The sequence below is a fragment of the Croceicoccus sp. YJ47 genome (assembly GCF_016745095.1).
In the GTDB taxonomy this organism is placed as follows: domain Bacteria; phylum Pseudomonadota; class Alphaproteobacteria; order Sphingomonadales; family Sphingomonadaceae; genus Croceicoccus.
Window position 1 is genome coordinate 2,924,804 of sequence record NZ_CP067087.1, and the last position, 25,427, is coordinate 2,950,230.

Here is a 25,427-nt window from a genome sequence, read left to right on the forward strand (position 1 = left end):
ACGATAGCTGTGCATGGCGTTCGAAGGCGTGCCATTATGATACGCGGCATTGTGATGGTCGCGATGCTCGGCCCGTTTGTCACCGCATGCGTGAATGTGACGGCGCCGTCCGACCCGATCGTCATCGAATTGAACGTGAACATCAAACAGGAAGTTCTCTACAGGCTCGTCGCCTCGGCCGAAGAGAACATCGAAAGCAATCCGGAGATATTCTGATGCCCCGCCACACTCTTGCCCGCCGCCTCGCCGGCCTCGCCCTGCCGGCGTTCGCGCTTCTCGCCATGGCGCAGCCTGCCGGCGCGATGCAGCGCGAACCCGCCTATGCCGAGGCGCGCGCCAACGGCACCGTCGGCGAGAGGATCGACGGCTATCTCGGCTTTACCGGGGCGCCGCCCGCCGGGCTTCGCGCGGTGATCGACGACATCAATATCCGCCGCAAGGCCAGCTATGCCGACCGTGCCCGTGCCGCCGGCGTCACGATCGAGGAATTCGCCTTTGCACAGGGCTGCATCCTGATCGCGCGAACCTCGCCGGGCGAAAAATACCAGGCACCGGGCGGAAGCTGGCAGACCCGCGGGAGCGGCGCGCCGCAGCTCGATCCGCGCTGTCCCGCGGTGGGGTGAATGACCGGGGGGACGGCGCATCGATGGGCGCGGTTGGACGATCCTTCGCCGCTACTGCGATGAAGGCGTGCGCTTGTGTTGACTTGCCCGAACCCCTTTCCTAAAGGAGCGGCGCCCTCGACGGGCAGCTAATCGCACTTGCCGAGCGGACTTCTTGGTTGGAGGAGCTACAGGCATGGGTGATGAGCGGTCCGGGCGGGAGCCACTTGGCGAGGATGCGCGAATCGACGCGCTCGACGCGCAGCTCAAGGCTGCGAAAGGGCGGGAAGAGCAGCGCAACCGGCCGCAGTCCCACGGGACCGATGCGAATTATCGCATGGGAAACAGGGTGCTTGCGGAATTGCTGGGCGGGCTTATCGGCGGCGCGCTGATCGGTTGGGTGATCGACCGGTTTGCAGGTACCGGGCCGTGGGGTCTGTTGGTGATGCTGTTCCTCGGGATAGTCGTCGCTTTCAGGAACATAATTAGGATTTCGAACACGCGTTCCGATTGATCTGACCGGCTTCGGCCAGATTTCGAAGGGGCGGCGGTGTTCATGCATAGCAGCGATCGCCGCCCACACGGGGCGACGACGCATTGAGGGATAAGGGGCGGACCGGGCAGCAATGCCGCGGAACGCCTCGAACGACAGGGACAATCGCGTGGCAACCGAAGCCAAGGTCGATCCGATGCACCAGTTCACCATCGAGCCGCTTTTCGGCTCCGACGGGTGGGAAGTGGCCGGATATAATCTCGCATTCACGAATTCGGCGCTGTGGATGGCGCTGACGGCGGTCGTGCTCTGGGGCTTCGTCGCGCTCGGCATGAAGGGACAGCTCGTCCCCGGACGCTGGCAGATGGCGGTCGAAAGCTTCACCGGCTTCGTCGACGACATGCTGGAGGCGAACATCGGCAAGGCCGGGCGCAAATACGTGCCTTACGTGTTCTCGCTGTTCATGTTCATCCTGTTCGCCAACGTGCTCGGCCTGCTGCCGCTCGGCGTCGTCGGCCTGCACCCCTTTACCTTCACCAGCCATTTCACGGTTACCGGCATCCTCGCGATCATGTCGTTCTCGATCGTGCTGATCGTCGGGTTTGCCAAGCACGGGATCGGTTTCCTGTCGCTGTTCGTGCCGCATGGCACGCCCGCGCTGATGATCCCGTTCATCTTCGTGGTTGAGCTGGTCAGCTTCATGGTCCGCCCGTTCAGCCTCGCGCTGCGGCTTTTCGTGGCGATGATGGCCGGGCACCTTCTGCTCGAAGTCCTGTCGGGCTTCGTCATCAGCAGCTCTAACGCGGGCGTCGGCACCGGCGTGCTCGTCGGCATTCCCACCTTCCTCCTGATGATCGGCATCTGCGCGCTCGAACTGCTCGTCGCTGCCGTGCAGGCCTATGTTTTCGCCCTGTTGACCGCGCTCTACATCAATGACGCGGAAAACCTTCACTAAGTCTTCGAATTACCGAATCTACGAAAGGGAGTTTATTACCATGGACGCAGAAAGCGCACGCATGCTCGGTGCCGGTCTCGCCGCTGTCGGTGCCGGTCTGGCATCGCTGGGTGTCGGCAATGTCTTTGCAAAGTTCCTGGAAGGCGCGCTGCGCAATCCGGGCGCCGCAGACGGTCAGCAGGGCCGCCTGTTCATCGGCTTCGCCGCTGCCGAACTTCTCGGTCTGCTGGCGTTCGTCGTGGCGATGATCCTGGTCTTCGTCGCCTGATCGCATTGCCTGTGCGATCCGGCCGGGGCAGGGGCCCTGGCCGGATCGATACCTATCCAATCATGCCTTCGGACTGATCGATGCCACAAATCGAACAAATCGCCGCGACCTATGCCAGCCAGATCTTCTGGCTGCTGCTGATTTTCGGTCTCGTGTTTTTCGTGGTCGGAAAAGGCATGGTGCCCAAGGTCATGGGCACGGTCGACATGCGCGACAAGCGTATCGCCGACGATCTTACCGCCGCCGAAGCCGCCCGCCGCGAAGCGGACGAGCAGGAAGAGGCATGGCGCAAACGTGAAAACGACAATCGCGCGCGGGCTCAGGCTCTCATCGCGGAGGCGAAAGCCGATGCAGCCGGCCAGACCGAGCGTGCCGTCGCCGAGGCACAGTCCCGCATCGACGAGCAGCTTGCCGCGGCAGAGGTGCGCATCGATGCCTCGCGCCGCAATGCCGCGACCGAGATCGAGAATGTCGCCACCGAAGCGACCCAGGACATCGTGAAGCGTATCGCCGCGCTCAACGTGTCGCAGGCCGAGGCGCACAACGCCGTCAAGGAGGTCATGGTCCGTGGCTGATTACCAACTGTTTCTGAACGGCATGGCCGTTACGTCCACCGGGGTTGAGGAACGCCTCGATCATGCTGCCGAACTCGAAGGTATGACCGAAGACCACGGCGGCGAGCATGTCGAGCCGGTGGCGTTCGGCTTTATCGGGCCGGGCGCATGGGTGTCGCTGGCGATGCTCGTGTTCATCCTTATCCTGTTGTGGAAAGGCGTGCCGAAACTCGTCGCGGGCGGCCTGGATGCGCGGATTGCCGCCATCCGGGAGCAACTCGACGACGCAAAGCGCCTGCGCGGCGAGGCCGAGGCTCTTCGCAAGGAATATGCCGACAAGATTGCCGGCGCCGAACGCGATGCGGAGGCCATGCTCGAAAATGCGCGGCGCGAGGCCGGCGCCATCGTGGAGCGGGCCGAGACCGACACGGCGGCCATGATCGTCCGGCGCGAACGCATGGCGCAGGACAAGATTGCCGGCGCCGAACGCGCCGCGGTCGAGGAACTGCGGGCGCAGGCGGCGCGCGCGTCGGCGGAAGCATCGGGTCAGATCATCGCCCGTAACCACAACGCGGTCGCCGATCGCGCGCTGGTCGACAAGGCGATCGCCAGCTTCTGACGCTATTGTCAGGACGAGAACAGAAGCCCGGCGGGAGCGATCCTGCCGGGCTTTTCGTGTTTTCAGCCCGACGCGGCGGACCCTGCTGTCAAAACGCGTCCTTCGCCGCGCGCAGGGCTGCGAACGTCGCGACTGCATCACCGCCACCCCAGCGTTCCTGCATCCCGGCGTCATCGGCCCGAAGAAACGGGTTGGACGCCAGTTCCCGTTCCAGCGTCGTGGGGACTGTCGGCCTGCCTTGCGCCCGCAACTCTTCCACCTCTTCGGCATAGTCGCGAAGCGCGGCATTATCGGGATCGGCATGCAGCGCGAATCGGGCGTTTGCGGCGGTATATTCATGTGCGCAATAGATCGTCGTTTGCGGCGGCAATGACTTCAGGCGCAGCAGGCTGCTCCAGAATTGATCGGCCGTCCCCTCGAACATGCGACCACAGCCGAGCGCGAACAGCGCATCGCCGACAAAGGCGATCTCCGCGTCGGGGAGGTGATAGGCGATATGGCCGTGGGTATGGCCACCGACATCGATGATGTGCGCCTTGTGTGCGCCGATGCGAACCGTGTCGCGGCCCGCGACGTTGCGGTCGATCGCCGCGATTTTCGGCGCTTCTGCGGCGGGCGCGACGATATGGCATCCGGTCGCGGCCTTGATCGCCTCGTTTCCGCCGGCGTGATCGGGGTGCCAGTGCGTGTTCCAGATCTGCGTGATCGTCCAGCCCTTGCTCTCGGCCTCGCGCAGAGACGCATCGGCATCTGGCGTATCGATGCACACGGTCTCGCCGCTTTCCGCATCGTGCAGGAGATATCCGTAATTGTCGGAGAGGCAGGGAAACTGGTGAATGTGCAACATGGCGGTCCTTCGGTCGGCGGATTGGCAATAGGGCTGCCTGCGTTCTCCGTATCAATCCACCGGCCCCTTCGCCGGTTCCGAACCGGCGGCGCAAGGTGGAAGCCTGCAATAGCAAAAGCCCGCCCGCTGTTTCCAGCGGACGGACCTTTATTGCTTCCGTAGGGAAAGCGTGAGGGGCTCAGTTCTTGCCCTTCAGCGCCTCGCCCAGGATGTCGCCGAGCGATGCACCCGAATCGGACGAGCCGTACTGGGCCACCGCTTCCTTCTCTTCGGCCAGCTGACGGGCCTTGATCGAGAAGTTGGGCTTCTTCGTGCGGTCGAAACCGGTGACCATTGCATCGACCTTCTGGCCGGTCTGGAAACGGTCGGGACGCTGCTCGTCGCGGTCGCGGCCAAGGTCCGAACGCTTCACGAAACCGGTCGCGCCGTCTTCGCCGACCTGCACTTCGAGACCGCCATCGCGAACCTCGAGAACGGTGACGGTGACGACTTCGCCGCGGCGCAGGCCGTCGGTCGCGCCGCCGCCAACGGCCGGTGCGCCCTTTTCGAGCTGCTTCATGCCGAGCGAGATGCGCTCCTTCTCGACGTCGATGTCGAGAACCACGGCTTCGACTTCCTCACCCTTGCGGTGCAGGGCGAGGGCGTCTTCACCCGAAATGCCCCACGCGATGTCGGACATGTGCACCATGCCGTCGACGTCGCCATCGAGGCCGATGAAGAGGCCGAATTCGGTCGCGTTCTTGACTTCGCCGGTGACGGTCGAGCCGATCGGGTGCTTCTCTGCGAAATCGTCCCAGGGGTTCGACTGCGCCTGCTTGAGGCCGAGCGAGATGCGGCGCTTTTCCGAATCGACTTCGAGCACCATGACTTCCACTTCCTGGCTCGTCGAAACGATCTTGCCGGGGTGGACGTTCTTCTTGGTCCAGCTCATCTCGGACACATGGACGAGGCCTTCGATGCCCGGTTCCAGTTCGACGAACGCACCATATTCGGTGATGTTCGTGACCGTGCCCGACATCTTCATGCCGACCGGATACTTGGCCGCGACACCGTCCCACGGATCGCTTTCAAGCTGCTTCATGCCGAGCGAGATACGCTGCGTTTCGGCATTGATGCGGATGATCTGCACGGTGACGGTGTCGCCGATGTTCACGATCTCGTTCGGGTGGTTGACCCGCTTGTAGCTCATGTCGGTGACGTGGAGCAGGCCGTCGATCCCGCCCAGATCCACGAACGCGCCGTAATCGGTGATGTTCTTCACCACGCCGTCGATCACCTGACCCTCGGCCAGCTTCTCGATCAGCTCCTGACGCTGTTCGGCGCGGGTTTCTTCGAGGACGGCGCGGCGCGACACGACGATATTGCCGCGGCGGCGATCCATCTTCAGCACTTGGAAAGGCTGCGGAATGCCCATCAGCGGGGCGATGTCGCGCACGGGGCGGATATCGACCTGCGAGCCGGGCAGGAACGCCACGGCGCCGTCGAGATCGACGGTGAAGCCGCCCTTGACGCGGCCGAAAATCTGACCCTCGACGCGCTTGCCTTCGCCGAATTCGCTTTCGAGGCGGTCCCATGCGGCTTCGCGGCGGGCGCGGTCGCGCGACAGCATCGCTTCGCCGTCGGCATTTTCCACCCGGTCGACATACACTTCGACTTCGTCACCGACGGACAGGCCGTGCGGCTGACCCTGCGGCGCGAATTCGGACAGGCGGATGCGGCCTTCGCTCTTCAGGCCGACGTCGATGATCGCCTTGTCATTCTCGATACCGGTGACGGTGCCCATGACGACGCGGCCTTCGAAGCCGCCATCGGCCTCATTACCAAGCGTTTCGTCGAGCATTGCCGCGAAATCGTCGCGGCTCGGATTTGCCGAAGTGGCCATGTAGGTGAAATCCTGTTCAATCGATGTTTCCGGCCAGGCGGTTTTTCCGCCGGTCTTTTGGCCGAACTGCCCGCACGACCGCATGCCGATACAGGCGTCCTTCGGGGTTTTTCACCGGTCGAAAGCGGACGAAATTGCGAAACACAAGCGGCGTGGCCCGACGAACGGGACAACACGAAGCCAAGCGATGCGCGCAAAGGATGCGCCTGTCGGTGCGTCCTGCCAGCCTTCGAACGGCGTTTTCAAAAACCCGTCGAACGGGCGCGCGCCTAAGTGAATTTGCGGGGAATTGCAAGCGAAACCGCCGCGCGCGGCAACCTTTCGTCGTCGGTCAGCCCTGCTCGCGGCGCCGCTTTTCAACCAGCGCGATGGCCGCGGCCAGCGATCTTACCGCATCGAGGTCGGAATTGTCGAGCACCATCGCATCCGCTGCCTCGACAAGAGGGGCCTCCGCCCGGTTCCGGTCGCGCGCGTCCCGCCGCACCAGATCGGCGTGGATCGCGTCCAGCGTGACATCCTCGCCGCGGCTCTGGCTTTCGCGGAAACGGCGCATGGCCCGCGCCTCGAGGCTGGCCGTGACGAACAGTTTTACCGGGGCGTCGGGCGCGATCACCGTGCCGATGTCGCGTCCGTCCAGCACCGCGCCGCCGGGCCGCGCGGCAAAGGCGCGTTGCCGCGCGAGCAACGCCGCCCGGACGCGCTTGTGCACCGACACCCGGCTCGCCAGCGCGCCGACCGCCTCTGTCCGAAGCATCGGTTCGGCGAGCAGGCTGTCCGGGAATTCACAGGCCCGCGCCGCGTCGAGCGGATCGTCCGGATCTCCGCCATTCAGCCGCACCTGTCGCCCGACCGCGCGATAAAGAAGGCCGGTGTCGAGATGCGGCAGCTGGTAATGCCGGGCCAATCCCTTGGCGATGGTGCCCTTGCCCGATGCGGTCGGGCCGTCCACGGCGATGATCATGGCACGCTCCTGCGGGCGGCGGCGGCCTTCACCAGGCCCCAGATGGCAACGCATGCCCATATGCCATCGAGCACGAGCGACGGCAGATTGGTGTTCACGGTGAGCGAGATCGCCAGCAAACCGGCGCCGAGCAGGTTCACGCTGTGGACGACGAACGGGTTGGGCGCCTCACCCGCGGTGAGATAGCCATAGGCCGACACGATGCACAGCATGCCGGCAAATCCCACGATATTGGCGGTACCGCTCGTCACCGCGCGGCCTCGTCGAGCAGGCGCTCGAACGCGGGAAAGCTGGTGGCGATGGGTGTCACATCGTCGATTTCGACTCCGTTCACGCTGCACAGCCCGGCGATGGCCATGCTCATGGCGATGCGATGGTCGAGATGGGTGGCGGCCTTCGCGCCATCGGGCGTGCCGGGGAGGGGGTCGCCGCCGCGCCCGTCGATGACCAGCCCGTCGGCGGTTTCCTCCACTTGCGCGCCCGCGAGCGTGAGCGCCGCCGCCATCGCGGAAAGCCGGTCCGATTCCTTGACCCGCAATTCTTCGAGCCCGCGTGTCACCGTGCGCCCACTTGCCATGGTCGCCGCCACAAACAGGACGGGAAACTCGTCGATCATCGCCGGCGCGAGGGCGGGGTCCACCTCAACGCCCGAAAGCGCGGAATGCCGCACGCGCAGATCGGCCACAGGCTCGCCGCCGACCTCGCGGCGGTCCTGCTCCTCGATCGAGCCGCCCATGGCACGCAGCACGTCGAGAAGCGCGGCGCGGGTGGGGTTCAGCCCGACATTTTCGAGGATCAGGTCGGAGCCCGGCACAAGCAATGCGGCGACGACGAAAAACGCGGCGGAGGACGGATCGCCCGGCACGACGATATTGCGCGCCTGCAATTCGGAAGGACCGGCGATGGTGATGACCCGCGCGCCGTTCTCCTCACCGACGGAAAGATCGGCGCCGAACCCGCGCAGCATCCGTTCCGAATGATCGCGGGTCGCGACCGGCTCGACCACGCTGGTTTCCCCCGCGATATTCAGCCCGGCCAGAAGCACTGCGCTCTTCACCTGCGCCGAGGCGACGGGCAGTTCGTAGCGGATCGGCACGCCGGGATGCGCACCCCGCATGGTGAGCGGAAGGCGCCCGCCGGGACTGGCTGTAAATTCCGCCCCGATGCGCGAAAGCGGTTCGATCACCCGGCCCATCGGCCGTTTCGACAGGCTGGCGTCGCCGGTGAAGGTGGCGGTTATCCCATGGCTCGCGATGAGCCCCATCAGCAGCCGCGTCGAGGTACCCGAATTGCCCATCTCCAGCGCGGTTTCGGGTTGCAGCAGTCCGCCGCTTCCCACCCCGTCGACATGCCAGATGCCATCGTCATCGCGCACGACCGTCGCGCCCATCGCCCGCATGGCGGCCGCCGTGGCAAGCACGTCCTCGCCTTCGAGCAGGCCGGAGATCGTGCTGTGCCCAACGGCCAGCGATGACAGCATGACGGCACGGTGGCTGATCGATTTGTCGCCGGGCACGCGCATGCGGCCGGTCAATGCGCCCGGCTTGCGAAAACGGCGGGGACGCAGGCGATCTGCGTCGGGATCGGGTGCGGTCATCGTGCGGGGTCCGGGTGTGGTCATTGCGGCGGGCTTTTGACAGGGGGATCGGCCTATGGCAAGGCGCGCGCTCTTCGCAGGGACGGACATGCGGTTGAAGCCCGCCCCTCGCGCGCCCATTTAATATTGCAGCCAGATATGCCGGCCCCGTTTTGCCGGCATCGCCAGACGAGGAATTTCATGGTCAAGCCCGAATGGGGTGCAAAGCACACCTGCCCGAAATGCGGAACCCGCTTCTACGATCTCGGCAAGGACGACCCGGTCCACTGCATCGAGTGCGGGAACGAGTGGACGCCCGAACCCGTGCTGAAAAGCAAGCAGCCCATCCCCTTCGAGGAAACGAAGGACAAGAAGAAGGAAGACGATTCCGATCTGGGCGATGACGATCTGGACAATGATCTGGACGTGGACGACGACGACGACTCGCCGGACAACGACGTGGATCTTGGCGGTGACGACGATCTCGGTGTCGCCAATGTGAAGGACGACGACGAAGAGGACAGCTGATCCTCGATGGCGCGCGAACCGGGGACGATCCCCGGCCTTCGCGCGCCCTTCCGGCCGGCCATTGGGCGACAGGGGCGGATGAATGGGGTGAGGTCGGGAATTTGCAATTTTTCCGCTTGCCAGCATCGAAACCTCTCCCTAAAGAGCCGGCTCCCCGACGCGATGACGTCGGCGAAACGAAGGCCGCGGCCCATCGCCGCCTTCGGGAAAATGACGGGGCCGTAGCTCAGCTGGGAGAGCGCTACAATGGCATTGTAGAGGTCAGGGGTTCGATCCCCCTCGGCTCCACCATTTTCAAACACCTCTAATCAGACGATTTTATGGCGTTCGCGCCGCTTCTAGCGGCTGCGGCTCTGCGGTAACCGCGCGGTAAAAGGCTCCGGGGCAGACGTGCTGGATGTCGTCGATGATGGCTTCGGTCGCTTCGAGCGCAAGCCCGAGATCTGCCGGATCCGGAATCGCATAGATATCGCTGATTGCGTGTTTCGCGTGGCCAAGCATCAATTCTCCCTGACGCCAGTTCGCTTCGCCGATCCGTTTGCGAGCAAGCGTGGCCATCGATCGGCGAATCAGTTTCATCCCGCCTTCACGTTCTCGAGGCAGATCGAGCTCGGCCGCCATCGCCTCCCATGCTTTCCGCACGCTGTTGACCGTGATCCATGGTCCCCTATGCGCGTCGAGCAACGGCACGAGGAACGGCAATACAACCTCGTCGCCGACCGCGATCAGGCGGCGCAGCTTGCCGCTTACGATCTGGTCGACGCGCGCGAGTTGGCGCCGGTGGAAATCACGCTCGGCCCGCAATGGCGCATGGTGAAGCCGGGGGAATGCTATCACCTCGACCTGCCGTCGCTGGACCTCGACAGCGACGCCATCGTGCTGGCACGCGATTTCGATCCGGGGTCGATGATGGTGAAGCTGACATTGGTGAGCGAAGACCCGGCCAAGCATGCCTTTGCGCTGGGTCAGACCGGCACCGCGCCGCCGACGCCCGCGCTGGGCGATCCGCAGGAACGGGACGAGACGCACGCGGCGCTCACGGGCATCGGGGTCTACCCGGTCGCCACGAGGCCGCGATGCTGGCGCTCGATGCGCGGCGGGGCGACATCGCGGCGCGGTCCGATGTGAACAAGAACTTCGTCCACAACGGCGGGACGAGCGGCACGCTGGCCGATTGGGGACCGCTGCTGACCCCCGACGAGGTTGCCAGCGCCACCTATGCCGCGAGCGCAGGAAGCGCGACCACGGCGGGAAGCGTGGGCGCTTATTCGGAAGCCGACATCGTCGCATTGCAGGATCGCATCGCCGCGCTCGAAGCGCAGTAACGGAGTCACCACATGGCCCTGTTTCCCACCGTCGCCGCGCCCCTTGTGGCGTGGCGGGCGACCCCGCTTGTCGAACAGATCATCGTCGAGGGGTTCGATCTTTCCAGCGCGACGTTCCGCCTTGAGGTGCGCGACAGGCGCGATGGCGGGCAATTGCGTGCCGGGCTCAACAATGCGAGCAACGGTAACGAGGGGATCGAGGTCACCGGGGTCGAGACGATCGACGGTATGCCGGTCACGTTCATCGAGCTGCGCATCGACCAGGCCACGATCGACGCAATGCCACCCGCGCCCGAGGCCGGCGAGGACGTCGCGCTGGTGTGGGGCATGTTCATCCTGACCGTCGGCGGGTCCAAGTTCATGGCCTTCGACGGGCCGTTCATCCTGAAAGCGAGTGCAATATCATGACCATTCGAGTGAGCGTTGGCGATAATACCCGCGCGGCGGCGCTGTTCCTGCAGCTTGCGCAGGAGGCGGCCACCGGATCGAGCGCGTCGCAGCAGGCCGCGGCCGAACAGGTGACGATCGCGGTGCAACAGGCGGAACGCGCCGAGGATGAAGCCGACCGGGCGGGCATGGAGGCCGACCGGTCGACGAATGCGGCCATGGAGGTGGTCGCACCGATCAAGGCCAGCCTTTCGACACCGCAGGCAGGGGAAGCGGGGGTCGCCACGCTCGCCGCCGGCACGCGCAGTTTCGACGATAAGCTGGTGGCCGACGCGTCGATCGCCGGGCCGGGCCGGATCACCGGCTTCGACACATGGTGCTTCGTCGAGGGCGGGCGGATCGAGTTCGTGCTCTATCGCGACAATGGCAATGGCACGTTTTCCGAAGTCGGCCGACGCACCGAGGCCACCACCGGCGAGGGCGCGGCGTGCAGCATCGTGTTCGACGTTCCGCTCGAGTTCGGCGATTACCCGGTTCGCACGGCCTATCGCCAGATCGACCCGAACGCGCTTTCGGCCATCGAGGAGCCGGGCAATTTCAAGATCGCGGGACCGAACGATTTCCCCGCCGCCTTCGCCAATGCCGACACGGCCGCCTCGCCGGTGCGGGCGATGGTGCAGACGCGATACGAGCAGGACGTGCAGACCGTAACCGCGCCGGCGGTGGCGGGGCTGTCGGATCGCGTCGATGCGATCGAAACGGCCCTCAAACCCGATCCGCTCGCCGTGCCCGACCAGACCCCGATCCAGACCCGCCGCCTGCGCCGCGGTGCTTTCGATGGCGGTCCGCGCCAGTTCGCCGCGGTCGATCCGATCGGCTTCTCGACGTCGGCTGTGGGGGAGAATACCTTCACGCTGACCGGGCAGGGCGTAAACGTGTACGAACGCGACAGCGCGATGATCCGCTTTATCGGTGGGCGCTGGATCCTCGGCCAGTCCTATCCCGGCGGGCTGTTCCGCTACAACCGCAGCTTCTCCTTCCCGGTGACGGGCGAGATGGTGATGAACCAGGGGCGCAATCCCATCGTCGAGGTCGTCGTGACCGGCGATGCGCTGGAGTTCCGGACGCAGGGTTTCGATCAACCGATGCTGGTCGCGATCGACGGGGAGTTCACGAGCTTTGCCGGCTATACCACCCCGGCGACGAACGCGCTGCAATGGGTGAGGCTGGACTTTCCGCAGGCCTTGATCGGCAAGCGGGTGCGTCTGCTCTTCCCGCCCGATACCGCGGTGGGGGCATTCCGCGTGCGGGGCACCCTGTCCGATCCGACGCCCGCCTATGATCTGAGCGCCGGCTTCATGGGCGACAGCCTTACCGAGGGCAGCAATTCGACCGAACCGCATCGCGATTCCTGGGGCAGCATTGCCGCGGCGCGGCTTGGCATCAAGAACTACGTGCTCGGCGGGATCGGCGGCACCGGATATGTCCGCCGGCAGGGCGACAGGCCCAATTTCCTCGAGCGCGTCGAAGATATTCTGACCATGGTCGACGGAGGCCCGCCCGACGCGGCGATCATCGCGGGCGGCATCAACGATTACTATGACACGCCGGAGCAGAAGGCCGCGTTCGAGGCCAATGCGCTGGCGCTGTTTCAGCAGCTGCGCGCCGGGGCGCCCGACATGCGCATCGTGGTGGTCGGCCCGCTGGCGGCAAAGACCGGATATGACGACGCGATGCGGGGCAAGCGCGATGCGCTGTTCGCCGCGCGCGCCCAGGTCGAGAACGTGGATACGGTCGACATCGAGGATATCTTCGAGATCCCCGAATGGCCGACCTGGTTCGGTCTCGCGCCCAATGGAACGGTCGACGATACCCACACGCTCGATCCCGGCCATGCGTGGATGGGCGAGGTCATCCCGCAGCGGATCAAGCCGCTGTGGTGACGGCGGCTTTTGGCGCGGCGAGCTTCATCGTTGGCACGCTCATCTTCCTGTTTCGCGCGCTGGCCTGCACGCTCTCGCTCATCGCGCTGGTCGACTGGTGGCGCTCGCGCGACGGGGCGGAGATCCCGCCCTACAATCGCCGGCGCAACGAGCTGGCCTGGAACTGGGCGTGTGCGGGCATGGCGATCGGCGGGGTGTCGTTCATCGCGCTCGACTTCAACTACCGGCCATCGGGCAGCAGCGGCGTTGCCGACCTTTTCGTGGCGATGGTGTGGTGGTGCTGGGCCAATGCGATCACGGTGCGCTTTGGCAGCAGGGTCGAGCGGCCGCGCTATCTCTATCTCGCCACGACGATCTTCATCGTCGGCGGGTTCGCCTATGCGGCGATTACGGGGGCAGGATGATCGCGGCGGGCTCGGTTGCGTCGAGCAGCGCCAAATATGCGCTTACCGCAGCGGGCGTCGCCGTGGCGGACTGGACCATCGGCGGGGTCGACCTGGTCGTCGCGGGTGGCATCGTCATCGGCCTGATCGCCGGCGCGGTCGGCAAGTCGGCGCGCCATGTCGAGCACGAGGCCGGATGGAGCGCGATCAAGAAGGATCTGCTCGTCTCGATGATGAGCGGCATGGCGAACTTCATCATCGCGGCCATCGTGGTGGCGGGCGGGACGATGATCGTGCCCGGCTTTCCGTTCTATGCCGCGATGGGGGTGGGCCTGTTCTTTGGCTACAAGGGGCAGGACGGCATGCGCTGGTTCAATGCCAAGTTCTTCAACGACCCGCCCGCCGATCCGCCCCGCTATGCCGGGCCGCCCAGCGCCGACACGCCGATCGCGATGACCCGGCTTGCCGAGAAGATCGACGAGCCGGAGCGCTGATCGCCAACCCGCCACTGCAGTTCCCCGCCCGCCTTGCGCGGGCTTTTTTGTGAGACGAACCCCATGACGATCGATGCGATGATCGAGGCCACCATCGGCAACGAAGGCGGCTATTCCAACCACCCGGCCGACACCGGCGGCGAAACGATGTGGGGCATCACCGAGCGCGTCGCCCGCCGCAACGGCTATGCCGGGCCGATGGCGAAACTGCCCCGTTCCGAAGCCGTGCGGATCTACCGCGAGGAATATGCGGTACGCCCCGGCTTTGCCGCGGTGGCGAATATCGCGCCCCGCGTCGGCGCGGAGCTGTTCGACACCGGCGTGAACATGGGCCCGGCGTTTCCCTCGCTCTGGCTGCAGGAATTGCTGAACGCGCTGAACGATGGCGGGCGGCATTATGCCGACATTGCCGAGGATGGCGCCATCGGACCCCGCACGCTGGCGGCGCTGCGGGCCTATCTCGGCCGCCGGGGGGACGAGGGCGAAGCCGTGATGCTGAAGGCGCTCAATTGCCTGCAGGGGGCGCGCTATGTCGCCCTGGCGCGCGGGCGAGCGGCGAACGAGGCGTTTCTCTATGGCTGGCTGCGCTCGCGGGTGGCGCTGTGAACGTGCTGGCGCCGGTCTGGGCCAAAGTGCTGGGGGCAGGGGCACTGGCTCTGGCCGCCGCGCTGGCGTGGGCCATGCTGGTGACGATCCCGTCGCTGCAGGCGCGCCTCGATGCAGAGACGAAGGCGCATCGCGACACGAAGCGTGATTACACTGCCGCACGGAACGCTGCGGCCGCGCAGGCCGAGCGGCAGGCGCGCGCTGCCGAGACCCGGTTCAACCGATTGAGAAAGGAATCCGATGATCGACTGGACGAGGCGAGCGTGCAGGCGATGGCCCGCGCTGATGCTTATATCGCTCGCAGCCGCGTGCGGTGCGAAGGTGGAGCCGCTGCCGGTGGCGCCTACCGAACCGATCTGCCCCGCACCGCCGAGCCCGCCACGCGCGCTGATCGACCCGATCGATCTACCGAGTTGGTGGGAGCCGGGCTGATCGGCCCGGACCTGGTGGTGGTGCCGGCAGAGGATGTGCGGATCTGCACGGCAAATACGGCGCGGCTGATTGAGGCGCGGGAGTGGGCGGCGGGGGTGGAGTGAGGGCAGCGGCTTTGCGCCCCAAATTCGGTCATTCGGCTTGTTGGTTCGCTGCCCCAAAAGCTGACACTTTCACGATCCTAACGCCATAAGAAAACTCCAGCTGACTGCGTAAGAAATCCATGCGGAAGGTTGCGCTTAAGCACCCCTCGCTCCATGACTGCCGCCGTTCCTTCTCGAACTACGCCATGCGTGAGTGCCGAATTGGCAAGTTCGAGACCGACTTGCTCAGGCGAAGCAAGCGACTGAAGATCGTGGCACTCGGACGCTTGTCGGAAAGGACGTAAGCCTATCAAAAGTGGGCTTGCCCCTAAATGACGCCGTGCGCTTTCCCCGCTAGCAGTAGCGGCGTGGCGAAGCTGCTGCCAAGTTGATAGACCTTCCAAACCGATTCCGCTGTGTCGCCCCAACTCTTAGCCTCATCGGCCTTTTTCTTGAACTTCGTTAAAATTCCCCAAAGGCCTTTAACCCGGTTTATTCATGAGGCCGCAGCAGCGAAGTGGATGGGCCTTGATCTGACGTTGGCGGCGTAGTCCGGGCGAGCGTCTTCGACGGCATTTTTCACCGCGTCAGGATCAATGGGCTTTTCGAGGTTGATGGAATGGAGCTCGGAGTTCGGCGGCACAGCCGCACCGCCTAAGTAGGTGCAGGCCTGAGATTGGTGGCGATGGCTTTCAAAACGGAGGCATCGGGACAGGCTGACGCGAAGGCGACACGGATGCGAGTGGCGCTCTCAATGACGCGGGCAGCGACCTTGAGCAGCCTGAGGCGCAACGTTGCGAACTCGGCGGTCGCGAGCGAGGCTGCCTTGGGGATTTCCTGCTGAATGCGCCACAGGAGCCAGTATGCGGCGGTGTGCAGGATGAGGCGCATCTGATTGGCGTTGGGAGAGCGGCACGAGGTGCGATCGCTGGCCAGCTGGGTCTTGTGCAGCTTGATCAGGTTTTCGGCCTGACCGCGCGCGCAGTAGAGCGTATCATAGATGTGCTCGAGCCTTCGGTCAGCGAAGTGACGACATAGCGGATGTCCATGCCCATCGTACTGGCCTCGATCCGGGCGACGACGCGGCGCTGGCACTTCCAGCTTTTGGCCCCGTAGCGGGTCTCGGCATAGGTGCGCAGGACCGGGTACTGGCGCTGAGCGCGTTTGACCGCACAGGCATCGGCGGCAACGACGATTTCGGGATCGGCGCGTAGCACGGCGTTGGTCGGCAGGCCGAACACGTAGTCGACGCCGCAACCCTCGCAGACGGCCATGACCTCGGGCCGCCCATAGTGCCCGTCGCCGCGGATGGTGATGTGCGTTTCGGGCCATTGCCGGATGTGGCGCACGAGGCGCCGGATGTGACCGGCAGCTTCAACACCAGACGGTGTCTTGCCGGTGCGCAGCAGCATCGCCACCGGTACCAGTGGCGGTGTCGTAGACATGGATCGGCAGGAAGCAACGCTCGCCATGATGACCATTCCAGAACGACAACTGCTGATAGCCATGGACGACATCGCAGGTATCATCGATATCCAGCGTCACCGCCGCCGGCAGGGCCGGATAGCTGGCGCAGTAGATGTCGATCATCGCGGCCAGCATCTTCGCCAACTCGCGCGTGATCGGTGCATTCTCCCACCGGCTCATCGTCGGTTGGCTGGCCAGCCCCGCGCCCGATCCCGGCAGCTTGCCCAGGGCCAGGCGGAAGCCCGGATCGTCGCGCAGGGCATCGAGATCGTCGGCATCCTCATAGCCGCAGGCGATCGCGAACACGCGGGCACGCAGGATGTCGTCGAGGCGATGGATCACCCGCGCAGGATCGCGCGGATCGGCAATGCAAGTCGCAAGCCGCTGGCAGATACCCATCGCGCGCTCGGCCTGCGACAGCAACAGAACGCCGCCGTCCGAAGTGAGCCGACCACCGTCGAACGCGGCTGTGACTTTCTTGCGGTCGACCGCTGGGAATCGGAAGGGGCTTGCGATATCGTCGTTCATGGCGGGTGTGGCCTGTGGCATTTTCTGCCCTGCAGCAGGGCCGGTGTAGACACCCAGTTCCTAATTCAGATCAGAGGCTTATGCCACTCCCGCCAACCCTTCGTAGCCAACCCCGTGAATAAGACGGGTTAAGGACCGCCGAAGAGTCCACGTTTCCGGTATCAGAGAACTGAAACTTGGAAGCCTCGTACACGATCATCACCTCGCGGAAGGCGACCAGCGCGTAACCCGAGCCCATCCAACCGATCTTCTCTAGCTGGAAGCGGAAGGCCAAAAGCCCATCCGTGATGGCTTGGCGAACGAACGCCGGGCCTTGGTCGCTGGTTTTTAACTCCTCGAGATACGCATCGATAAGCTCAAGGAACTCGGCGACTTCCTGCTCGGTGAGCTTGGGATAGCGGACCTCTGCCCGAACGATGGGCGATAGGTACTGAAGAGGTCGCCTATGGTCCTTCATTAGGATCATACCGCCTCTTACATCATTCCAAGCGACCCGCAACGCCGCGCCTGTGCAACCATCCTTGAAACGGGACAGGTCTTCCAGCGCGCTGGCCTTGTGGTCATCATCCATGGTATTCGACTGCTTCACGACTTTGGCGACGAGGTCGGCTCGCTCTAAGATGCACGCGATGATCTTAACGAAGTCTGTGGACCAGACTTTGACCCCAAACGAGTTCGCAAGAAATGCCTCGCCCGCTACGTTGTCGCTGTGGGTCAGGCGCTCTGCAATCTCCGCCAGTTCACGCGCGGGATCAGTTACCGTTGTCACTATCGGACCTTTCTTATCGAATGCACCGCCAGAACGTTGCACACAAAACGCACGCCGCTCCAGCGGGCACTTAGGGCTGTCAGAAAGTACTGTATCAGGAACAGCGCTCCCGCGAGCAACACTGCGCCTCCAGCAATGCCCACGAAATGGAGCGCCACAGGAACTAGAACAATCAGGGGCAGCGAGAGCGCGGCCATATCGCGATACAGCAGGAAGTTGCGGTGTGCGTCACGAACGTTCGGCTCGGTCGGCACCTGCTTATAGAGCTTGTACCACTTGGCGTTCTGCTCTGCGGGTTCCGAAGGGAAGGGGCCTACGTTCTTCTTCAGCGCAGTCATATCTATGCGCTGGTCACGAGGCGCATACCTTGTGAATGCTCGACAACCCGGTAGCGCGTCTTGCACCTTCCAGAACACGATGCTGGACTTCACTTCATGCGGCAGGACATTCACTAGCAGCAGCACGACGACCGGCAAAACGGCTGTGCTAAGCACCCTCCCGACGCCTAGCTCGGTAAGGGTCACGCCGCGTGCGAGTTCCGGTGCCACAAACAGGAAGGTCGCCAGAACGTCAGCACCTGCGAGTAGGACTAACCACTTCATGTTCTGTCTCTTGAGTGATGCGCCCAACGTTTCGCTCATCCGGCACACTCCGTATCGATGAAGTAGTGTCCATCGTGGACGGTGAACTGAATGTGGCCGTCGCGGCGGGTTGTCAGGACGTGCCGGTCTTTCATCGTCGAACGGACGCGCACACCGCCTTCGCGAACGACGCGGCGATAGTCCGGCACCATACCCCGCTGCGTCTCGTGCTTGATCGGCTTATCCGAGATGACCACGGCATCCGGCGTAAAGTAGTTGAACGCCTCTTCGCAATAGCCGTTCTCCCGACCGTGGTGCGAAGCTACCAGAACGTTCGTGCCAACCAGTTCGGCGCGGAAATCTGGCCGCTGCAACAAGGCGAGCCAACCAGCCTTCTCTAGGTCGCCGGGGAACAGGATCTTGAACCCACTGAACTTGATGAAGACGACCAGGCTGAGGTCGTTCGTCTTAGTGAAGGCGGGGTAGTTGTTCCAAAAGAGAGAAGCTTCGATTCCGCCCATGTGGGCATCAAACGGGTACTCAGTCGGCGTGTTGTACGTTTCGCAAGCATCCACGTACCAGTGCGCATCTCTGGTGAGCGGGCCAGAGATCAGTTTCAAGTCATGCATCTGCAAGCCCGAGTAGGAGGGATTTCGGACCAGCGTTTGCACATGAACGCCGTCATCCTGTAACCCGCGAAGGTCGGACATGTGGTCTTGGTCGGCGTTGGTGATAAACAGGTAGTCCAGCACGTCCCGGCCTAGGCCGTGTCGAATGTAGCTGCTGGGGCGGAAGTCTGAACCTGACCCCGAATCAATCATCGCTAACCGGCCCCCGAGCAAGCCGGTCACGTGCTGCACCATGGCGCAAGCGCCGTGCTGAACATCCCAGATGCGCAGCCGCATCTCCCCCCGTAACGTCATGCCGTTTCCTAACACAGACAAGCCTGTCGTTTCCTAACACAGACAAGCCTGTCGTTCAGATAAGAACGCAACGTGAACATTCAAGTATTTGTGGATGACCACGACTGGCGCAACTTACGACAGCCTTATGAGCGAGGCGTAAGCACCCGCAACGAACGTCTAGACCGGCCCGCAAGGTGTTGTTTCGTGGGTGAAAAGTGGTGGACGCACTCGGGTTCGAACCTAGAATCCGCTGATGAAGAGTCAGCTGCTCGATGGCAGCTTTTGCCGATCTGTCATCAAATGAGGACGGTCAACTGTCGGCCCACTAATCGCCATTGCATATGTCGCAGAGCGCAACCTCGTCAGTAATCACGCCGTCATTGATCCCGAATGGATTTTGGCAGTGAATACAGATCGCAACTGGCTTCGAACGATAAAGGCGTTCCCGCCGATGCTCTCGCGCGCGTTTCTCCTCATGCCAGCGGCGTTTTTCTTCATCGGTGAACGGCATGGTCCATTCCTATCCATTACCGCGTGAAACTAAGCAAGAGGGCATTATCGTCGGCTTTGCTCGTCGCACCGCTAGATAAGGGCTGGCAGAATTGGTCGATCCAAATATCACGATCTCTGGCAAGCACTGCGTCATACCCATCTCTGCTCGGTGCGTTCGATCAAGAAACTTTGATTCGAAAGTCCGAAAATATCGTTTTGGTCCGGTGCAGATTCTAACCAATTTGCTCGCTTATCCGCTGCGATAACAACCGGCATCCGATCATGAATGGGTGCGACTTGCGGCGAAGCGTCTGTCATGATCATCGAATAGACCGGCCCCCATTCCGCGCTGTCGCGCCAGATGCCAGCGCAAGTGAAGATTGGCTGATCACGCATGTTGAACCAGGTGCGGGTCTTCGCGTTCTTCGGACCTTCCGCTTCGGTGAAGGTGGTGAGGGGGATCAGGCAGCGACGCTCGCGAAAACTGGCACGCCAGAACGGGCTGTCCAGCTTATCGGCGCGCGTGTTGTTCACTGGTTTGGGTTTCAGCAGCTGTCCCGACTTTCCCTTTCGGACGAGCGGGAATCCCCAAGTCATCGTTCGCAATCCGCTGCCATCGAAGACAAGGCCGGGATAGCCCGGAAAGATCTCGGTCGAAAGGTTATTGCCTGCCGCTGCGTCGGTGCCGAACATTTGCGCGACCTCGCCGGCGGCGGCGCTCATGCGATAGAGATTACACATGGCTGGGCGCGATCATCGCCGCGAAAGCTTCGGCTGCTTTCAAGCCCTGGATCAGGAAGACGTTGTCGTGCCGCTGCAGCTGATCGTTTGCGCGTGGGCTGAGGAAACGCTTCACCTCGATCGCCACGTCGTGCTCCGGTAAATGATCATTGAGCACGGGCTTTCTCTTTCGGGTGGTGAAAGGGACGAGCATGAGGAATGCACAGTCGACCAGCTGCGGGGCAACCTGTTCGCGAATGTCCTCAAGCGACCGCGGGTCGACTTCAGGCGCATCCTCAAACCAAAGCGCGAGCGCTTGGCGCGCATTTCCGGCAATATCGTCCAATTTATCTGCGCCAGAAAAACATCCCGGCACATCGGGGAAGGCCACGCCATAGGCGGTGTCGGGGTCTTTATGCACGAGGGCATAAAAATGGTCATCGCCCGTTCTCCAAATGTTCTAATGCCCCGCGATGCGAATCAAGCTGGAAACCATCTCCGACTTTGCCCGGCGCGGCTACCGGATCCGCATATCCTGTCGCTGCGGGCATGTGGTGGTGCATGAACCCTTGGCGTTGCTGCGCGCGCTGCCTCGCAACATGTCGCCCCGCATCGAGGCGATCGAGGATCGGCTGAAATGCAGCAACTGCGGCGCAAGGGGAGGGGCGATCAGTCCTGCGGAGTAGGCTGGCCGACATAGCCCATCTCGTGCAGTAGCTCGGCCATTTCCTGCAAGCGAATGTGCAGCCAAGTGGTGTCCGGACTGATCGGGCCGGTAGATATTTTCAGCTGTCCCGCCAAGTGGAAAATGCGCTTCTTCGTGGCTTCGTCGTATTTCATGTGTCGACCATAGCCAGCTCGTACTGGCCCGAATACCCGTCATATTCCCTGCGTCTGTCTGAGAGGTTGGGGAGACCGAGCGTACACCGATTTATCTTAAGACCTTGAGCTAGAGCCGGCCCGCGAGGGTGCGGTAAGTTTGCGGTAAAAGAGATCAAAATCTCCCCTTTGTTCTGTCTACGTTCTCAAATCCGTAAGTTTCGAAATGGCGGGAATCTCGGAAAAACGGACCACGGCATTTCAATGGCATTGTAGAGGTCAGGGGTTCGATCCCCCTCGGCTCCACCATTTTTCTTATCCCTCCTTATATCTGCGAAATGCATGCGGCCTTCGGGCGCCGCGCGTCTGATGCGTTTTGCCTGCGCTTGTGCAATTTGCCCGGCTGCGTCTTGCGCCCGCGTGCGCGATCCCTATGCACGGCCAAAGCTTAAAGGGAGGCAGAAATGGCGCGTCGATACTGGCTGATGAAGTCCGAGCCCGATGTCTATTCGTGGGACGATCTGGTGGAGCAGGGCGAAGGCACCTGGGACGGCGTCCGCAATCACAAGGCGAAAAACAATCTGATCGCGATGAAAAAGGGCGATCAGGCGTTCTTCTATCACTCGAATATCGGGCTGGAGATCGTCGGCATCGTCGAGATCAGCGAGGATGGCATCACCGATCCGACCGATGAAACCGGCAAATGGGCCGCGGTGAAGGTGAAACCCGTTCGCAAGCTCGAAAACCCGGTCACGTTGAAGCAGGTCAAGGCCACACCCGAACTTGAGGAAATGGAGCTGGTGAAGCTCTCCCGGCTTTCGGTGGGCGAAGTTCGTCCGGAGGAATGGAAGCTCATCCTCAAGATGGCGCAGGATTGAACGCCGACTCCGCACCGTCCCGAATCGAGACAGGCTCGCGCGATCGGTCCAATGCCGGGTCGATCGCTGGTGCGGACGAAACGAATTGGTTACCATTCCGTTAAAATAAGATCCGGGCCATTACGTAGGCCCGGCGGATAGCGGAGATCGACCGATGCCCCCCTTGCCAGCCTCCCTGATATTCGTGCGCGAAACCGCGGTCGAGGGGCGTACGATCCTCTTTGGGCAGGCTACGCGGCATGTTAAAGGCCAGCCGGCGCGCCGGTCGCTCCTCGCCCGGTTGCCCGCGTTCGCGCGTCCGAGCATGCAGGATACGCGCGATTTCCTGCTGGCCTATTGCGCGGGTTTCCTCGCGGTTGGCGCCTTCATCTTCTGACGATCATCGAGCGCCGGCGAGCCTAGCCCGCGCTCGCCAGCCGTTTTTCCGCGCGATACAGGACAAAGCCGAGCCACGCCGAGCCGATGCACATCGCCGCGGCGAGAAGCAGCTGATCCTCGATCGAGACGCCCATCCCGGTCAGCATCACGGCGAGCAGCGACCCCCCCGTCATGGCAATCGCGTTCAGGATATTGTTCGCCGCGATGGTGCGCGCGGTCTGCGTCTTTTTCACGACCGTGGTGAGAAAGGCGTAGAGCGGCACCACGAACATGCCCCCGCTGACCGCGATGCCCAGGAGGCAGGCGAGCAGCGGCCATGCCAGCGGACGCGCAATGAACTCCAACGGTCCGAGCAGTCCGGAGGCGAGCGGCGTCCAGGCGAGGCAGACGAAGTGGAACAGCACGATGAAAATGCCCATCGCGATGACCGATACAGGGGCGTAGCGGGCCGAAACCTTGCCCTTCAGCAACCCGTTGATCGCCATGGAGCCGATTGCGACGCCGACCGAAAACACGACGAGGAACAGGCTGGCCACTTCCTTGCTCGCGGTCAGGACATTCTTGGCGAGCGGCGGAAATTCGATGAACAATACCGCCCCGATGGTCCAGAAGAAGCTGATCGCGATGATGGCGTAGAATACGCGCGAATCGACCATGGTGTCGCGAATGACCCGGATCGAACTGCGCCAGACATTGTAGTCGATCGCCTCGACATCGCCCTGCGCCGGGGCGGGGGGCACCTGACGCCCCGCGACATATCCCGCGATGGCGAGGAGGATCACGAGGATCGCCGCCCATTCCACCGCCACCCATCCCGCGAGGATCGTCCCCGCCAGAATGGCGAGATAGGTCCCGGCCTCGACCAGCCCGGTCCCGGCCAGCACCTCGTCATCATGCAGATGTTGCGGCAGGATCGCGTATTTGATCGGCCCGAAGAATGTCGAGTGCACCCCCATCGCGAACAGCGCGGCCAGCAGCAGGGGTATCGCCATGCTTTCCACCGCGATCGATTGCCAGGCAAGCACAAGCCCGGCGGCGCCCGCGAGCATGATCCCGATCTCGGCCATCTTGATCCATCGGATGATCGCGGCCTTGTCGCGCATGTCCGCCAATTGCCCGGCGAGCGCGGAAAACAGGAAATAGGGCAGGATGAACACCGCCGACGCGATGGCCGAAAACCGGGCCTCCGCCGCTTCGGAGCTATACACCGAATACACGACGAACAGCACCATCGCATTTTTATAGAGGTTGTCGTTGAACGCGCCCAGCATCTGCGTGACGAAGAGGGGCACGAACCGCCGTTGCTTCATGAGTCGAGTCGATAGGGTCATGCAATATCCGGTCGCGATCCTTGGCCATGGCATTAAACGCTGGCGGGCGCGGCACAACCCCTACGGCACGGGGCGGGTGCCGCAATTTGTTTCATTGCGGCGAAGTTTCCCGCTATGCGCGCAGGCGACATCATGCTGACCTTACCGAATCTCCTTACCCTGTCGCGAATTTTCGCCGTTCCGCTGCTCGCCGTGCTGATGTGGTGGCCGGGATGGACGATCGGCTATCTCGCCGCGTTCGTCGTCTATTCGCTGGCGGGGATCACCGATTATTTCGACGGCTATCTCGCGCGGGCGAGCGGGCGGGTCAGCCGGCTCGGCATTTTTCTCGACCCCATCGCGGACAAGATCATGGTGGCCGCGGTCATCCTCGTGCTGACGGCGCAGGGGGCGTTGCGCGGGCCGTTTTTCGGCGATCTGCACGTGGTGGCGGGGCTGATCATCCTCATTCGCGAGATTGCGGTGTCGGGCCTGCGCGAGTTTCTTGCAGGCGTGCAGGTGTCGGTGCCCGTGTCCCGCCTCGCCAAGTGGAAAACCACGTTGCAGATCATTTCGCTCGGCGCGCTGATCCTGGCGCAGGGGATACCCGGGCAGGTGTGGATCCACCTTGTCGGGATCGTGAGCCTGTGGGGCGCGGCGGTGCTGACCGTCATCACCGGGTGGGATTATTTGCGCATCGGCCTGCGCCACATGGATTGATCCTTCGCCGCGGAGGGCGTCACCCTTCGCGCAATTCCTGCGCGAGGAGGCGGAATTCGTCGCCGCGCGGGCTGTTCCGGCGCCAGACCAGCGCAATCTCGCGCGTCGGGTTTTCGGATTGCAGCGGCCGCGCCACCACGTCGGTATCGCGCAATATGCCCGCATCGATCGCCATCTGCGGCAACATCGTGAGGCCGAGCCCGTTGTCCACCATCTGCACCAGCGTGTGCAGGCTTGTCCCGATCATCGTCGCATTGGCGCGCAGTTCGGGACGGTTGCACGCGGCCAGCGCATGCTCCTTGAGGCAATGCCCATCCTCGAGCAGGAGCAGCCGCCCTTCGTCGATCATGGAAGCCGGGATGATTTCGGGCGGATCGCGCGGATCGTCCTTGGGAAAGGCGATGAGCAATTCGTCGTGCGAAATATGCTCGTGCTCGACGTCCCCCACCGCGAAGGGCAGCGCGAGGAGCACGCAATCCGCCCGCCCGTGATGGAGCGATTCGATGGCGTCGGCGCTCGGCTCCTCGCGCAGGAAAAGCTTCAACTGCGGGCGTTCGCGTCGGAGGCGGGGAAGAATGCGCGGGAGCAGGAACGGCGCGATGGTGGGGATGACGCTCATCCTGAGCTCACCCGAAAGCGGCTTTCCGGCCGAGGCGACAAGCTCGCTCAATTCCTCCGCCTCGCGCAAAAGCCGGTGCGCCTTGTCCACGACCCGATTGCCGAGCGGGGTAAAGCGCACGACCCGCCGGGTGCGTTCGACCAGCGTCACGCCGAGCAGCGATTCCAGCTCGCGTATTCCGGCTAAAAGCGTCGATTGCGAGACATAGACGCTCTCCGCCGCGCGCCCGAAATGCCCCTGCTCATGCAGCGCCAGCAGATATTGCAGCTGTTTCAGCGTGGGCAGGTAACTGTTTTTCATCGC

General features: G+C 63.3%; 35 protein-coding genes, 1 tRNA gene and 1 pseudogene. 21 read left to right on the forward strand and 16 right to left on the reverse strand.

From position 1 onward, the window contains the following. The first annotated feature begins 36 nt into the window (after window positions 1-36). From JD971_RS14110 to JD971_RS14140, 7 genes are all read left to right on the forward strand, one after another. On the forward strand, window positions 37-216 hold the full coding sequence (locus JD971_RS14110) for a YnbE family lipoprotein (RefSeq protein WP_202084362.1): 180 nt from the start codon (window positions 37-39) through the stop codon (window positions 214-216). Beyond that, the gene (locus JD971_RS14115; RefSeq protein ID WP_202084364.1) at window positions 216-623 is read left to right on the forward strand and encodes a YdbL family protein; all 408 of its coding nucleotides are present in this window, start codon (window positions 216-218) and stop codon (window positions 621-623) included. The genes JD971_RS14110 and JD971_RS14115 overlap by 1 nt, the downstream gene beginning before the upstream one ends. Window positions 624-798: 175 nt before the next feature. Next, window positions 799-1,116: an AtpZ/AtpI family protein gene (locus JD971_RS14120; protein WP_202084366.1), complete on the forward strand. Its 318-nt coding sequence runs from the start codon at window positions 799-801 to the stop codon at window positions 1,114-1,116. Window positions 1,117-1,228: 112 nt separating this feature from the next. Beyond that, window positions 1,229-2,050: a F0F1 ATP synthase subunit A gene (locus JD971_RS14125; RefSeq protein ID WP_371809659.1), complete on the forward strand. Its 822-nt coding sequence runs from the start codon at window positions 1,229-1,231 to the stop codon at window positions 2,048-2,050. Between the two features lie 40 nt (window positions 2,051-2,090). Further along, a complete protein-coding gene (locus tag JD971_RS14130) occupies window positions 2,091-2,318 on the forward strand; it encodes a F0F1 ATP synthase subunit C (protein ID WP_202084371.1) in 228 nt (75 codons plus the stop codon). An 80-nt stretch (window positions 2,319-2,398) separates the two neighbouring features. Beyond that, window positions 2,399-2,893 (forward strand): ATPase, encoded by a 495-nt coding sequence (locus tag JD971_RS14135; protein ID WP_202084373.1) that lies wholly within the window; start codon window positions 2,399-2,401, stop codon window positions 2,891-2,893. An 82-nt stretch (window positions 2,894-2,975) separates the two neighbouring features. Beyond that, window positions 2,976-3,491: a hypothetical protein gene (locus tag JD971_RS14140; RefSeq protein ID WP_371809756.1), complete on the forward strand. Its 516-nt coding sequence runs from the start codon at window positions 2,976-2,978 to the stop codon at window positions 3,489-3,491. 88 nt (window positions 3,492-3,579) lie between these two features. On the opposite strand, the gene gloB is transcribed toward JD971_RS14140, so the two are convergent. The 5 genes from gloB to aroA all read right to left on the reverse strand — a co-directional run bounded on the left by gloB (window position 3,580) and on the right by aroA (window position 8,778). Continuing rightward, window positions 3,580-4,338 (reverse strand): hydroxyacylglutathione hydrolase, encoded by a 759-nt coding sequence (gloB, locus tag JD971_RS14145; RefSeq protein ID WP_202084374.1) that lies wholly within the window; start codon window positions 4,336-4,338, stop codon window positions 3,580-3,582. Between the two features lie 178 nt (window positions 4,339-4,516). Continuing rightward, window positions 4,517-6,220 (reverse strand): 30S ribosomal protein S1, encoded by a 1,704-nt coding sequence (rpsA, locus tag JD971_RS14150; protein ID WP_202084375.1) that lies wholly within the window; start codon window positions 6,218-6,220, stop codon window positions 4,517-4,519. A gap of 331 nt (window positions 6,221-6,551) precedes the next feature. After that, window positions 6,552-7,181 (reverse strand): d(CMP) kinase, encoded by a 630-nt coding sequence (locus JD971_RS14155; protein WP_202084376.1) that lies wholly within the window; start codon window positions 7,179-7,181, stop codon window positions 6,552-6,554. Beyond that, window positions 7,178-7,432 carry a permease gene (locus JD971_RS14160; protein WP_371809660.1) on the reverse strand — a complete coding sequence of 85 codons (255 nt, stop codon included), beginning with the start codon at window positions 7,430-7,432 and terminating at the stop codon, window positions 7,178-7,180. Before JD971_RS14160 ends, JD971_RS14155 begins: the two co-directional genes overlap by 4 nt. Next, a complete protein-coding gene (aroA, locus tag JD971_RS14165) occupies window positions 7,429-8,778 on the reverse strand; it encodes a 3-phosphoshikimate 1-carboxyvinyltransferase (protein ID WP_202087725.1) in 1,350 nt (449 codons plus the stop codon). Before aroA ends, JD971_RS14160 begins: the two co-directional genes overlap by 4 nt. Window positions 8,779-8,958: 180 nt before the next feature. Here aroA and JD971_RS14170 point away from each other — a divergent pair, with 180 nt between their 5' ends. Next, window positions 8,959-9,285 (forward strand): FYDLN acid domain-containing protein, encoded by a 327-nt coding sequence (locus JD971_RS14170; RefSeq protein WP_202084377.1) that lies wholly within the window; start codon window positions 8,959-8,961, stop codon window positions 9,283-9,285. A 215-nt stretch (window positions 9,286-9,500) separates the two neighbouring features. Further along, window positions 9,501-9,576: transfer RNA gene (locus JD971_RS14175), tRNA-Ala, on the forward strand. 27 nt (window positions 9,577-9,603) lie between these two features. Here JD971_RS14175 and JD971_RS14180 read toward each other — a convergent pair. Further along, window positions 9,604-9,969, reverse strand: a complete 366-nt coding sequence (locus tag JD971_RS14180) for a hypothetical protein (RefSeq protein WP_202084378.1) — start codon at window positions 9,967-9,969, stop codon at window positions 9,604-9,606. Here JD971_RS14180 and JD971_RS14185 point away from each other — a divergent pair. The 8 genes from JD971_RS14185 (at window position 9,955) to JD971_RS14220 (ending at window position 14,959) form a co-directional block, all read left to right on the forward strand. After that, the gene (locus JD971_RS14185; protein ID WP_202084380.1) at window positions 9,955-10,413 is read left to right on the forward strand and encodes a hypothetical protein; all 459 of its coding nucleotides are present in this window, start codon (window positions 9,955-9,957) and stop codon (window positions 10,411-10,413) included. The two genes, JD971_RS14180 and JD971_RS14185, sit on opposite strands and share 15 nt — an antisense overlap. Continuing rightward, the gene (locus tag JD971_RS14190; protein WP_202084382.1) at window positions 10,362-10,610 is read left to right on the forward strand and encodes a hypothetical protein; all 249 of its coding nucleotides are present in this window, start codon (window positions 10,362-10,364) and stop codon (window positions 10,608-10,610) included. Before JD971_RS14185 ends, JD971_RS14190 begins: the two co-directional genes overlap by 52 nt. Before the next feature lie 12 nt (window positions 10,611-10,622). Further along, a complete protein-coding gene (locus tag JD971_RS14195; RefSeq protein ID WP_202084384.1) occupies window positions 10,623-11,018 on the forward strand; it encodes a hypothetical protein in 396 nt (131 codons plus the stop codon). Continuing rightward, window positions 11,015-12,940, forward strand: coding sequence for an SGNH/GDSL hydrolase family protein (locus tag JD971_RS14200; protein WP_202084386.1), 1,926 nt, complete (start codon window positions 11,015-11,017; stop codon window positions 12,938-12,940). Before JD971_RS14195 ends, JD971_RS14200 begins: the two co-directional genes overlap by 4 nt. Beyond that, the gene (locus JD971_RS14205; RefSeq protein WP_202084388.1) at window positions 12,937-13,344 is read left to right on the forward strand and encodes a hypothetical protein; all 408 of its coding nucleotides are present in this window, start codon (window positions 12,937-12,939) and stop codon (window positions 13,342-13,344) included. Before JD971_RS14200 ends, JD971_RS14205 begins: the two co-directional genes overlap by 4 nt. Continuing rightward, window positions 13,341-13,817: a hypothetical protein gene (locus JD971_RS14210; protein WP_202084390.1), complete on the forward strand. Its 477-nt coding sequence runs from the start codon at window positions 13,341-13,343 to the stop codon at window positions 13,815-13,817. Before JD971_RS14205 ends, JD971_RS14210 begins: the two co-directional genes overlap by 4 nt. Before the next feature lie 63 nt (window positions 13,818-13,880). Then, a complete protein-coding gene (locus JD971_RS14215) occupies window positions 13,881-14,423 on the forward strand; it encodes a glycoside hydrolase family 108 protein (protein ID WP_202084392.1) in 543 nt (180 codons plus the stop codon). Then, window positions 14,420-14,959 carry a hypothetical protein gene (locus JD971_RS14220; RefSeq protein WP_202084394.1) on the forward strand — a complete coding sequence of 180 codons (540 nt, stop codon included), beginning with the start codon at window positions 14,420-14,422 and terminating at the stop codon, window positions 14,957-14,959. Before JD971_RS14215 ends, JD971_RS14220 begins: the two co-directional genes overlap by 4 nt. A 633-nt stretch (window positions 14,960-15,592) precedes the next feature. On the opposite strand, the pseudogene JD971_RS14225 reads toward JD971_RS14220, so the two are convergent. From JD971_RS14225 to JD971_RS14255, 7 genes and pseudogenes are all read right to left on the reverse strand, one after another. Continuing rightward, a pseudogene (locus JD971_RS14225) lies at window positions 15,593-16,933 on the reverse strand (IS1380 family transposase). A gap of 70 nt (window positions 16,934-17,003) precedes the next feature. Beyond that, on the reverse strand, window positions 17,004-17,702 hold the full coding sequence (locus JD971_RS14230; RefSeq protein WP_202084396.1) for a hypothetical protein: 699 nt from the start codon (window positions 17,700-17,702) through the stop codon (window positions 17,004-17,006). Then, complete coding sequence (locus JD971_RS14235; protein ID WP_202084398.1) at window positions 17,702-18,343, reverse strand: hypothetical protein; 642 nt, start codon at window positions 18,341-18,343, stop codon at window positions 17,702-17,704. The genes JD971_RS14230 and JD971_RS14235 overlap by 1 nt, the downstream gene beginning before the upstream one ends. Beyond that, a complete protein-coding gene (locus tag JD971_RS14240; RefSeq protein WP_236672115.1) occupies window positions 18,340-19,188 on the reverse strand; it encodes a ComEC/Rec2 family competence protein in 849 nt (282 codons plus the stop codon). The genes JD971_RS14235 and JD971_RS14240 overlap by 4 nt, the downstream gene beginning before the upstream one ends. A 325-nt stretch (window positions 19,189-19,513) precedes the next feature. After that, window positions 19,514-19,699: a hypothetical protein gene (locus JD971_RS14245; RefSeq protein WP_202084403.1), complete on the reverse strand. Its 186-nt coding sequence runs from the start codon at window positions 19,697-19,699 to the stop codon at window positions 19,514-19,516. Between the two features lie 131 nt (window positions 19,700-19,830). Next, entirely contained in the window at window positions 19,831-20,403 is a 573-nt protein-coding gene (locus JD971_RS14250) for an SOS response-associated peptidase (protein ID WP_236672116.1), read from the reverse strand. Between the two features lie 10 nt (window positions 20,404-20,413). Beyond that, on the reverse strand, window positions 20,414-20,821 hold the full coding sequence (locus tag JD971_RS14255; protein ID WP_202084408.1) for a type II toxin-antitoxin system HicB family antitoxin: 408 nt from the start codon (window positions 20,819-20,821) through the stop codon (window positions 20,414-20,416). Window positions 20,822-20,873: 52 nt separating this feature from the next. Between JD971_RS14255 and JD971_RS14260 the strand changes: the two genes are divergently transcribed. Continuing rightward, window positions 20,874-21,086 (forward strand): hypothetical protein, encoded by a 213-nt coding sequence (locus JD971_RS14260; RefSeq protein ID WP_202084409.1) that lies wholly within the window; start codon window positions 20,874-20,876, stop codon window positions 21,084-21,086. Here the strand turns inward: JD971_RS14260 and JD971_RS14265 are convergent. After that, complete coding sequence (locus tag JD971_RS14265; protein ID WP_202084411.1) at window positions 21,070-21,240, reverse strand: hypothetical protein; 171 nt, start codon at window positions 21,238-21,240, stop codon at window positions 21,070-21,072. The two genes, JD971_RS14260 and JD971_RS14265, sit on opposite strands and share 17 nt — an antisense overlap. Before the next feature lie 443 nt (window positions 21,241-21,683). On the opposite strand from JD971_RS14265, the gene JD971_RS14270 reads away from it, so the two are divergent. Together JD971_RS14270 and JD971_RS14275 are read left to right on the forward strand one after the other, a co-directional pair. Then, window positions 21,684-22,097 (forward strand): EVE domain-containing protein, encoded by a 414-nt coding sequence (locus tag JD971_RS14270; RefSeq protein WP_202084413.1) that lies wholly within the window; start codon window positions 21,684-21,686, stop codon window positions 22,095-22,097. Between the two features lie 184 nt (window positions 22,098-22,281). Beyond that, window positions 22,282-22,473 (forward strand): hypothetical protein, encoded by a 192-nt coding sequence (locus JD971_RS14275; RefSeq protein ID WP_202084415.1) that lies wholly within the window; start codon window positions 22,282-22,284, stop codon window positions 22,471-22,473. Window positions 22,474-22,495: 22 nt separating this feature from the next. Here the strand turns inward: JD971_RS14275 and JD971_RS14280 are convergent, their stop codons facing one another. Further along, window positions 22,496-23,806, reverse strand: a complete 1,311-nt coding sequence (locus tag JD971_RS14280; RefSeq protein WP_202084417.1) for an MFS transporter — start codon at window positions 23,804-23,806, stop codon at window positions 22,496-22,498. Between the two features lie 132 nt (window positions 23,807-23,938). On the opposite strand from JD971_RS14280, the gene pgsA reads away from it, so the two are divergent. Continuing rightward, the gene (pgsA, locus tag JD971_RS14285) at window positions 23,939-24,505 is read left to right on the forward strand and encodes a CDP-diacylglycerol--glycerol-3-phosphate 3-phosphatidyltransferase (protein WP_202087726.1); all 567 of its coding nucleotides are present in this window, start codon (window positions 23,939-23,941) and stop codon (window positions 24,503-24,505) included. Window positions 24,506-24,524: 19 nt separating this feature from the next. Here pgsA and JD971_RS14290 read toward each other — a convergent pair whose 3' ends face one another. Further along, window positions 24,525-25,424, reverse strand: coding sequence for a hydrogen peroxide-inducible genes activator (locus tag JD971_RS14290; protein WP_202084419.1), 900 nt, complete (start codon window positions 25,422-25,424; stop codon window positions 24,525-24,527). Between the last annotated feature and the right edge of the window lie 3 nt (window positions 25,425-25,427).